Origin of the sequence: Labrenzia sp. 011 (genome assembly GCF_003075075.1) — a bacterium.
GTDB lineage: Bacteria > Pseudomonadota > Alphaproteobacteria > Rhizobiales > Stappiaceae > Roseibium.
The window spans coordinates 1-9,976 of record NZ_QCYM01000038.1 but is presented as its reverse complement, the minus strand read 5'-3'; the positions used below and the strand labels follow the sequence as shown (position 1 = coordinate 9,976).

8 protein-coding genes and 1 tRNA gene are annotated in these 9,976 nt (G+C 55.8%); 4 read left to right on the top strand and 5 right to left on the bottom strand.

Features of this window, described 5'->3' with window-relative positions; translation table 11 throughout:
• Nucleotides 1-348: hypothetical protein (locus DCO57_RS23630; protein WP_205756251.1), on the top strand; the 348-nt coding region annotated here is incomplete at its 5' end.
• Between the two features lie 570 nt (nt 349-918).
• Here the strand turns inward: DCO57_RS23630 and DCO57_RS23410 are convergent.
• Nucleotides 919-2,436, bottom strand: a complete 1,518-nt coding sequence (locus DCO57_RS23410) for a hypothetical protein (RefSeq protein ID WP_133192738.1) — start codon at nt 2,434-2,436, stop codon at nt 919-921.
• Nucleotides 2,437-2,536: 100 nt separating this feature from the next.
• On the bottom strand, nt 2,537-2,998 hold the full coding sequence (locus DCO57_RS21890; RefSeq protein ID WP_133192737.1) for a hypothetical protein: 462 nt from the start codon (nt 2,996-2,998) through the stop codon (nt 2,537-2,539).
• Nucleotides 2,999-3,736: 738 nt separating this feature from the next.
• Between DCO57_RS21890 and DCO57_RS23405 the strand changes: the two genes are divergently transcribed.
• Nucleotides 3,737-4,207: a hypothetical protein gene (locus DCO57_RS23405; RefSeq protein WP_133192736.1), complete on the top strand. Its 471-nt coding sequence runs from the start codon at nt 3,737-3,739 to the stop codon at nt 4,205-4,207.
• An 89-nt stretch (nt 4,208-4,296) separates the two neighbouring features.
• Here the strand turns inward: DCO57_RS23405 and DCO57_RS21875 are convergent, their stop codons facing one another.
• The 3 genes from DCO57_RS21875 to DCO57_RS21865 all read right to left on the bottom strand — a co-directional run bounded on the left by DCO57_RS21875 (nt 4,297) and on the right by DCO57_RS21865 (nt 6,997).
• Complete coding sequence (locus DCO57_RS21875; RefSeq protein WP_116701047.1) at nt 4,297-5,481, bottom strand: site-specific integrase; 1,185 nt, start codon at nt 5,479-5,481, stop codon at nt 4,297-4,299.
• Nucleotides 5,482-5,585: 104 nt separating this feature from the next.
• Nucleotides 5,586-5,662, bottom strand: a tRNA-Arg gene (locus DCO57_RS21870).
• Between the two features lie 918 nt (nt 5,663-6,580).
• Complete coding sequence (locus DCO57_RS21865; protein ID WP_116701046.1) at nt 6,581-6,997, bottom strand: septal ring lytic transglycosylase RlpA family protein; 417 nt, start codon at nt 6,995-6,997, stop codon at nt 6,581-6,583.
• Between the two features lie 339 nt (nt 6,998-7,336).
• Here DCO57_RS21865 and DCO57_RS21860 point away from each other — a divergent pair, with 339 nt between their 5' ends.
• Nucleotides 7,337-9,445, top strand: a complete 2,109-nt coding sequence (locus tag DCO57_RS21860; protein ID WP_208978086.1) for a GGDEF and EAL domain-containing protein — start codon at nt 7,337-7,339, stop codon at nt 9,443-9,445.
• Nucleotides 9,446-9,559: 114 nt separating this feature from the next.
• On the top strand, nt 9,560-9,910 hold the full coding sequence (locus DCO57_RS23400) for a hypothetical protein (protein WP_133192735.1): 351 nt from the start codon (nt 9,560-9,562) through the stop codon (nt 9,908-9,910).
• Nucleotides 9,911-9,976: the final 66 nt, after the last annotated feature.

The following is a 9,976-nucleotide window of genomic DNA, read 5'->3' as shown; positions in this document are numbered from 1 at the left end:
GACACGGTTTCAGAACGTTTAGCCCTTTTTGAACAGTTCAATCCGTCACAGTATTTGCGTGGTCTCGGAGGGAATGATCACTATATCGGCGCAAAATATGCAGATGACCTCGTTGCGATTGAGAATCTCAAATATGGAAATGCGCTGTATGTATTGTACGATGACTGGGAAGAACTGTCTAAGCGCCCAAGAAGTGAGCTATTGAAACTTAGGACTAGCAAGTTTGACCGTTTAGTACACGTGCAGGGATGGGAAACACGATTTGCTGTCTTGATGCAAACCGAGCTTGAAGCGCGTGGCGTAAGAATTCGTGTAGGACGAAACATGCGTCGTCGCCGTCGCAGGTAGTGATCGGGCCAACACTTTGAGCCGCAAAGACACATAGGGCCCCCCTCGGTCCATTTCGTCTCGATCCTTCATCCGCGCTTATAATTGAGCGTTACGATTTGGTCGTCCAAATCAGGTTCCGTGTACTGCTCCTCTGCCTCCATCCGTTCTCGCCATTTCTTGATAACCTCACGATCCGGGTCCGAAGGTTTGGTGCGCAAGTCAATAAAATCCAGATTGTCGAGCTTGCCCCGAACCCACGGCCAAAGATCCGGAGTAGTTCGGAGTTTGAGTTCCGCCAGCGCCTTTCGAGGAGGTCTCGATGGCAGGCGTTGAATATCACGCAGGAGTTTAGAGATCGGTGGGTTCCCTGAGCACCTGGGCGAGCTTGGCTTATGCCGATCTGGCTTTGCGTGTTGCTGCCCTGTTTGCGTGCTTCTCGTTTCTCTATCTCGCGTCAGGAACAAGGAAAAAAGCACCACAAGCACCCAGAGCAAAAAACGCCTTTTGCGTTGTCGGCGGCGCTGTTGCAGTTCTGCCTGCATGTTGCGAACCCATCGCACGAAGAAAGATGGACGCTTGTGTCGTCTCTTAAGTGAACGGTAAATTTGTTCGGAGTGGTTCCGAGGGGCTTTCGACCTTGGCATGTTTTTCATTCTCCAGATTGCGCTTGGCGGCCAGCAGCAGCTGTTTGCCCCCCTCACGCGCGAGGTCAGGGTTGTGATGAAGGCACTTTTCGGCTGATGCCAACAGGCGAAGCTCTCGATGGATTTTGACGATCAGATTGTCACGACGTCGCGTGCGAGCGGCTTCTTCGACCGAATGAGAGTCTTTCGCTTTCGCAAGGGACGCAGACAAGGTTTTGACATCGGTTCTCAGCGCACGCAGGCTAGCCTGGAGCGGCTGAAGTGCCGTCAGTTCACGATCCCAGCGGCGGCGGGAACCAATCAACCACGACCAAAAGCCCGAAGGACGGCCCTGTCGTTTCAACCGCTCGAGCCGCGAAATTTCCGGTGCAGTCATCCGGAAGCATTCCGTAAGGCGCTGTAAGGCCCTCGATTTTTCCGCTTCTAGCCGTTGTATAACCCGTGGCTCTGGAGGATACTCTTCCGCATCGAGATCCTGTACTCGTTCTTCCAGAGTTCGGCGGCGACCCTCAATCCATGTCATCGCCTGTTCAGCCAGTTTTTTGGATGACGTCAGCGCCGATTGCTTTTTCCGTGGGGGATCACCCTCGGAGGCTGCTGGAAGGCACTCTACGGCGACTTCTGCGCACCTTTTTTCGCGCTGTTCGGGTCGAAACGCGTTATTTGTGGCAAATGAGGCTTTAGGTTCGCTGACAGCAAACTCCTCCTCCCGAGTGGCTTCCTCGACCTGAATCGATGCCTTGAGCTTTTCCAGTTCTCGGCTGGCGGCTTGGGCGGCACGGGCGGCAGTCTGTTCTGCATGCCATGCGTCCCGGGAAAGGCGGCGGCGTTTCGGGCCCAGGCGGGTGAGCCCGCAGGGAATGCCGACCGACTGGTGATAAGAATCCTGCCACTCTGACATGGCAGATCGGTATGCCCGGTCGCCTCGTCTGTTGAGTTCTTTCTTGTTTTCGGGGGATGCATCCGCCTCCATCACATGACGTTTGGCTTCCTGCCCTGGATGAAAGCGCATGGCGCGCATTTCCGGGTCGGAGCGGGGAATAATGTATGCGTGCAGATGGGGATAGCGTTCATCGACATGCCGGACGACGGTGACGAGATCATCCGAGTACAGTGATTTGAGCCACGCGACCGTTCGGCGTTCCCAGTCGAGATGGGACGACTTTTCGGTCGGGTGGTCAGCCAGCTCGTCATTGGAAACTGGATAAGAAGCGACAACGGTAACGAGTGTCTTTTGATCCTTTCGGATCTTTCGGGACTTTCCTGATTTCAGGGTCGTCTGCGCGGAACTTGAGAGTTCGTCGTGAAGTTCGGCAAGTTCGTCAAGCTCGATGCCGTGAACGAGTTCGGGCGGTTTCGGCACATCGACATGAACGGATGCCTCTGGATCGCGCCGCGCTTCGGAGAGAATCCAATCGACTGATCTGCCCTTGGCGTCCGGCTTCCGGGCGTAGGCTTCCATGTGCACAAACTGATATCCCATAGGATAATTGTTTGGCGATGGAACTGCCGGCGCAATGACCTCCGGCTAGATTGTATTAGCTAACGATACCGAGTCAGAATTAATCGGCCATATCACATACGCCCTCAAACAATTTGTATTTCACGATTTGAGGTGGAAAATCGTAAGAGGTATTGGCAATGTCAATGAGCGAATGATCATCCGCCGTCACGATGTTGTTCAATTCCACGCAGCCGATAAGTGGATTGCCGTTGGGTACAAAATTGAATGCTCGTTTAGCCGCAATCGCATTGATTTTGGCGACGAATTCTTCTTGTGAATTTAGACCGTTGGCAGTTCCATAAATCTGCCATGCATGGGCAACGGGCATTTCGCTATAGCGGACGAATTGGCCGTAGCCACCAATGCGTCTCACGGGTGCTTTCCTCATAAAGTACCAATGATCACCTGGCATTAACCGCCGTACACCCCATGGAGTGGGTGTCCAGAAATTGACCGTCCGAAATTGGCCAGCCCGAACATTTCGGAACCATTCATTGTCTGTAACTGCAATGGCAAACATGCAAATCCTCCAATTCCAAAGGCAACTTATGAGGGCAATTGATTATCAATGCGTTTATGAGTGATTAGTGAGCTCAAAAAATAGTTTTAGTGACCGACTAATGCTATTGCGCGCCGACTACGTCGGTGCTCATAGCGGTCGGTGTGTATGCTTCGTATGTCAGATGCAGAAGTGGCGGCTACTTGGAGGTAGCCGCCAAATCAAACGTTGCTGTCAGGCAGAGTTACCTCTGTCCCTTCTTCTCATCCTGAGAAAGCACCGATGCTGCGAGTTTCTTCGCATCCGATGCAGTGGGCTTTTTCGAACCCGACAAAATTTTGCCAGCCAGCGTGGAAACGCTGCTGGACGACTGTTTCTTCGGCATAATTACCACTCGCTTTGTCGATCTATGGACAGGTATCAATCCGTTTGATACAGAGTAGGGTGAGTGATTTGCACCACTCACCCCGATTGGGGACCTATCTTAAGAGCAGTGGGTAACAAGGGAGGACCAGTCCCTGTTTACCCGGATGAGGCGAATTCATCTGTCGGTTCTTCACCGATGTGCTCCTTTCTCCTCGGCCTCTACGCATGGCCGGGTGTGCTTCGCTTACGAGGCCCCGGACACTCCGGGGCCTTTCTTTTTTTGTTATGTGCGATTCCTTCCGATCTGTCAACAATCTGGTGTGTGATGTTGATGGACTGTGTGCGAGGTGTTATCCTCTCGCCTGTTATGGTCAAGAGGATCGAGATAACGCAATGGAAGATACCGTTTTTACAAAAGCAATGGCTAGGCGCACCGAGTTGATGGAAGAGCTTGAAAAAATAGAAAATTTTCTGAAGCTCTATCGTACTCTTTCTGAAGAGTCTGTGACACTACCGGAGGGGGTCCAGCCCCGGGGAATTAGGGCGGGGCGTCGATTGAGGACAAGAAGCCGTCCAGCGCCCACAGGTGGAACAGAAACTATCGCTGAAGCAGCAGAAATGGCTATCAAAAATGCAAAGCGGCCATTGCAAAGGATCGAGCTACTGAATGCTATAAAAGAACTGGGTGTTGATGTGGGAGGAAAAGATCCCGCTGCAACCTTGGCCACAGTCGTTTGGCGCGACAAGAACAAGTTCGTTAATCTCAAGGGATTTGGGTACTGGCTTGTTAGTGAGCCATTCGCGCCCGCCCATTATGATCCCAGCAGCAACGATACCAAGGGTGCTAAAGCTAATCTGTTCTGAGGCGGCGAGGTGGATCATAAGGTGAACTTAACGCACAAATGTTAACATATTGTTAACCAAATGAATTGTTGTGTGGGTCGCAGCTTCGCCTATTCCCCGGCCGTTTTTCTGTTGAGTTCGTCTAGATACGCGAGCTTTTCTGCCAAATGCTCCTCGCGCAAATGGGCGTACCTCTGCATCGACTTCACATCCCGGTGTCCCGTTTGAGCCATAACTTCTGTATCCGACCATCCTGCTTCAATCAGGCTGGAAACCCGTTCATGCCGTGTATCGTGAATTCGGAAATCTGAGATTTGTGCTTTTGTACGTGCTCGGCGAAACGCTTGATAGGCACAATTCGGCGTTATCGGAAACACGCGACCGTCCAAGCTGCGTGACAGGCCGCTAAGGATCGCAATCGCGCGAGGTGAAAGGCCTATTTTATGATCGACGATTTCATCGGGTTTTCGACTGTTTTTGATATCACGCAAGACCGCAGATCGCTGATTCAAATGCACGTCTACCCAGCGGAGTTTTAAAAGGTTTCCACGACGGGCCCCGGTCTCAAAAGCGAGTTCAATCAAAGGTGCGATCCAGATGTTCTTTTGCTCCCGGCAGGCCTCAAGAAGGCGCCTCTTCTCATCGGGGGTGAGGCGGACATCTCGTTCATCATTGGGAGCGAGGCGGGGAACGTCTTCGGTGTTTGCCGGGTTGAATTGCAGGCCGAGCTTCCGCTTTTGGTGATCAATCACTTTCTTGAGTAGGTTTAGTTCACGTTTGACCGTCGAAAGCGAAATAAGTTTCAGTGGTTTGGGTTCTTTTTTAGGAGTCGCCGCGTTCTTACGGGGCGTTCCGTCTTTTCGAAGCTTTGGCACTTGCTGCTCGGAGCCGAGCGGCTGCTTGTTGAGAGTCGTGCCCCTGCTGACGGTTTCCGTCACTCGTCTGTCGCGATATTCAAGAAAATGATCTGGTGTGAGGTGAATAGCAGCATAGCTGCACAAGCCTCGCTCTTCGCGGAGGAAGCGCTCAAGACGAAGGCGCTCTGATTTCCGGGAGTTTTCACTCCGGCGTTTCATGGTGACCTCTTTGACGTAGGTTTTGATCAAATCTCCTAGCGTGGTGCGGTGTGCTCCTGACTGGTCAACAAAAACGCCACGATCCATCTGAGACTCCATCTGACGAGCCCAGGCCTCAGCTTCCTTTTTCGTCGGAAACGTCCTAGTTCGATTAGGATAGCCCTTCCGCCGAATTTGAACATGCCACTGTGCCTGGCCTTTTTCGCGGATCGTCGCCATTTTCGCTTCCTTTCTAGCTGTGCCAAAAATGTGCCAGAAAACGCACGAACAGCAGGTGAAGCGGACTGCTAAAAACTTAACTATCTGAAATTTATTGAGAATTTTGGCGCACCCGACAGGATTCGAACCTGTGACCTCTGCCTTCGGAGGGCAGCGCTCTATCCAGCTGAGCTACGGGTGCCTGCGCGCGCGGGCGAAAGGCGCGGGCGATAGAGTGGTCTGATACAGGATCGGGACGCGTGGGGCAATGGCTTTGTGAGAATTTGGACAGGATATCCCGCTCGCCGCCGGAACCCCGGAGTGTCGGCGTCCGGGTGCCGCGCCGGGGAGGCGCTGGCGGTGAAAAATGCCCTTTCGACTGATCCGGCAGGCGCCGCTGCGCGTAACCGGCAGGACAGTAAAAGACCAGGCCCAAACACGGACTGCGGTCGGCTTTCAGCACGTTGCGGGAGGACAGAAAACAGGGTGCCGGAACGGGAAGCAGAGGCGGCCTCGATCGAGGAGCTGCCGGTTCGGAGGCGGGGACCGGATGAGTGCAACGTCATTGTTCCGCTCCGGCATGCCGGTCGCAGCGCCGGGCGGGGCGGAAAGGTGGCAACAGGCGGGAAATGGTCTGGGGGGAGGTCTGACGATGGCTTGTGTCAATCCGTTGCCGGACCCGGCGGGACGTTCATGGTGCCGCGGGCGGAAGGAGGCCCGGTGGGAGAGGCCGTTGCCGGAAAGCCCGCCGATGCATGACGGGCGACAGATGTGAAGGCACGGGCGCAGGCAACCGACCGACAGTTGCAGGGCGGATTGCGAGCGTTATTTAAGGATCCGAAAAAAAACGCGCAGCCAATAAGACTGCGCGAATAAAGTTACTGTGCACGTGGCCCCATCGACCACGGCGGCAACTCTACCGGCATCTTTCGCGATTGTCATTACCGTAAAATATTTTATTTTTTGATTCACTGTAATGCGACTGATCGTTATTCATACTGAGTTGGTCGTGAAACTAGTGAAATTTGCGAGGGCGCGCATAAAAGGGGCGCTTTATATGGGCAAGCGAAAGAATTGGGGCCTGCCCGGGGCCGTTCACTTGTCAGGGAAAGCGGAAGACTTATTGACAGTTTTGTCCCTGTAGTTTTTTACCAGAATGAGTTGTTCCGGAAACCTGTACACGCGTCACGCCCTTGCGGATGAAACCCAGTTTCCTGGCCGCCGCGCGGGTCACATCGATCACCCGTCCCTTGGAGTAGGGTCCCCTGTCATTGATGCGTACGGTCACCGTCTTGCCGTTGGCAAGATTGGTCACCTTGACCAGGGTGCCGAATGGCAGGGTGCGGTGTGCCGCGGTCAGTCCGGACGGGTCTGCCTGTTCGCCACTGGCCGTCATGCCCCCCAGTTTGTACCAGGAGGCCTTGCCGCATTGCTGAAAGGCGTCGGCCGAAGCTGCGGCGCCGGCGCCCGGGGCAAGCAGGGCAAGCGCACAAAAAACGGCGCCGAAACGCGCCCGTGACCGGATCGATGAGCCCATATGTCTTCCCTTCAAGCCCGAAAGGTGCCGATTGCGGCGTTGCGGCCGGAATTGTGAAACTCTTGGTTACCATTCGGCTCGGGCGTCTTTAAGACGAGAGCATGATCAAAATGTGACGCCGGTTCAGAGGGAAGACGTTATTTTCGAAGTATTTGAATAAAATTTTACTTTAATATTGAGTGGTGAAAGTCATGTATTGTTAACTATAGTTTTTCTTAGATATGTGGGTATTTTGCGACGCTCTCACGAACAAAATAAACTGTGATAATAATCTGTCTCAAAGAGGGCGCGCCGGTTTTTGGAATGCGCCGTTCGGACGTTTATTGAAAGGGCGGTCTGGTGCAAGTCAGCCAACGGTTTATTGGTGACCGGCGGGAGGATTCCGGTCATCCGGAGTTTGATACGCCTGCGGGGTTCCATGCCTCCCTTCTGGAGGTGCTGCCGCATGCCGCCGCCTATGTGGCGCAGGACGGGCGCATTCTGGCACACAACGGCCGGCTGAAGTCCGCCTGCACGGCGCAGGAGATCGAAGGCGTTCCCGCACATCTGAAGGACCTGTTGTCCGCGGAAAGCTGGAAGCGCTGCGAAACCGTGCTTTCCGCGGCGTTCAGCGGCGTGCCGGCCCGGGCAAGCACCCGCATGTCCCTGACATCCGGAGCGTTTTTCTGCCGCAGCGTGACCTGCACTTCCGTCCTGACCCTTTCCCGGGGGCAGCAGGCCGTGCTGGTCCAGTTCGACAGGGGAGAGGCACCCCGCGAGAGGCCGGTGCAAACACTGAAGGAAATGCCGGCGGCGCTCACCGGCGCCCGGATCGTTTCCGGCAACCCGGCGCCGGACAGGGTCCTGCTCGAACATTTCCCCGATGATGTCGTGCTGTTCGACGGCACGGAAAGTCTGGAGAAAAAGGCTGCCATGCTGCGCGATGTCATCGGCGGCGATCACGAGGCGGATTTCCTGACTGACACCCTTCGCGAGGTCAGCGGGGCCGCGCCGCAAACGCTTTATATTCCCGAAAGCGTCGGGTTCGAGCCGGCGGCCCCGGGAGCCGATCGCAAGATGTGCGAAATCCGCCTGGTGCCGTTGCCCGGTGCGAGCGAAGACCGATCCGGTTCCGGCAGGAGCATGGCGATCATCCGGCGCAATGTCGACTGCCCTCATGAGGCGGCCGAAAACAGGCGGCTGGCCTATCAGGACCCGCTCACCGGCCTGGAGAACCGCAGAGCCTTTACCAAGGCGCTGAAGCGGGAGCTGGCGCGTCTGGTCGCGGATCCGGCCATGGGACTGGCGGTTTTCTATATCGATCTGGACGAGTTCAAGAAGGTCAACGATCTCGGCGGCCATGACGTCGGTGACGACATGCTGTTGCGCGTGGCGGCCTGTCTGACCCAGTCCCTGGGCGAATTCGGCACGGCGGCGCGGATCGGCGGCGATGAATTCGCCGGAATGCTGCCGGTTGCCGACAAGGAGGCCGCTCTCAAGATCGCCGAGGAGATCCTGGCGGGTTTCGACGGAATTCGCCTCGAGGTTCAGGAACGGATCTTTACCATCGGCGGCTCCATAGGTGTGGCCTATGTCGATTGCGGAACGCCGCTGGCCGATGTCGATGCCTCCGTACTGCTGGGTCTGGCCGACCGGGCCTGCCTGCGCGGCAAACGCTTCGGTGGCCAGTCCGTCCAGCTTCACAATGTGCTGTCGACGGACGATCCGGTGCGGGGCGCGGAGCTGACCGCCCTGCCGGAACCGGAAAGTTTCCGCGCCAGCGAGCTTGCGCTGCACGCCATGCCGATCATGCATCTGAAAAAGGACAGGGTCCTGGGCGCCGAGGTGCTTCTGCGACTGCGGGGCGAGCGGGCCGGAGAATTGTCCTCGCGCGCCTGGATCCATGCCGCCGAAAGATCCGGGTTCATTGCACAGGTCGATGCCTGGATGCTGGACAAGGTCCTGAACGAGGCCGACCGGCATCCTTCCCGCATGACCCTGACCATGAATATTTCGGCGGATTCGGCCCGCGACCCGAATTTCCGCGAAGCGCTGCATCAGCGGCTGTCGTCCAACCCGCTTCTGGCGTCGAAGCTGTGCCTGGAGATCTCGGAAAGGGATTTCCTGCGCGAACCGTCAACCGTGGAAGCCTTCTTCAGATTTGTGACGGAACTGGGCTGCCAGACCGCGATTGACGATTTTGCCGGCCACTGGCCGGTTCTCTCCCGGCTCACGGGGCTGCGCATCGTCTGGCTGAAACTGGAATCCGGCCTCACCCGGCAGGTGGCCGGGTCACCGGCGAAAGCCGCGATCCTGGGAGGGCTTGTCAGGGCGGCCCACGACCTGGGCATCAAGGTCGCGGCGAAGCGGGTCGAGACGGCCGAGGAAGCCGAACTGCTCCGCGGCCTCGACATCGAAGCCGCGCAAGGGTCCTATTTCGGAAAGGCGGAACCCTGGTCGGACGTCTGACCGGCACGCGGCCGGGCGTAATGCCGGTCCATGGGCCGGAAACTCTGCTAGGCGCAGAAGATCGCTTCGGGCGCCCGTAAGAAGGAACTTGAGTGACAAGCGCAAGCTGCAATTTTGGATACAACGGAAAGTCAAAAACTGAACGCAGCGGTCAACCGTTCACTGAGCAGCGTATTTCTTCATCTCGTCAAGATAGAGAGTTTCGCTCTCGTCCTTGAACCGACTCTTTTCTTCAACAAGCTGAGACAACTTATCGAAGATGCCACGATAAATGATGGCATGCGCCTGATTGCTCAAGCTCTGTTCATCTGGGGAGTCCATCTCAACATCGTTTTCAAGGTACAAGTCCAGAAGCTTAAGCAATGCGACTTTGTCAATCGAGTCGATAGGCTGCCATTCACTACTGAACCGCGCCGGGTTCGCCGGAGGCTGTTTGGCTTAAGTTATGCTGCCACCGCCGGTTGATCCAGCGTGGCGTAGTATCGTTCCTCCGCTTCAGCCGGAGGGATGTTTCCTATGGGCTCCAGAAGA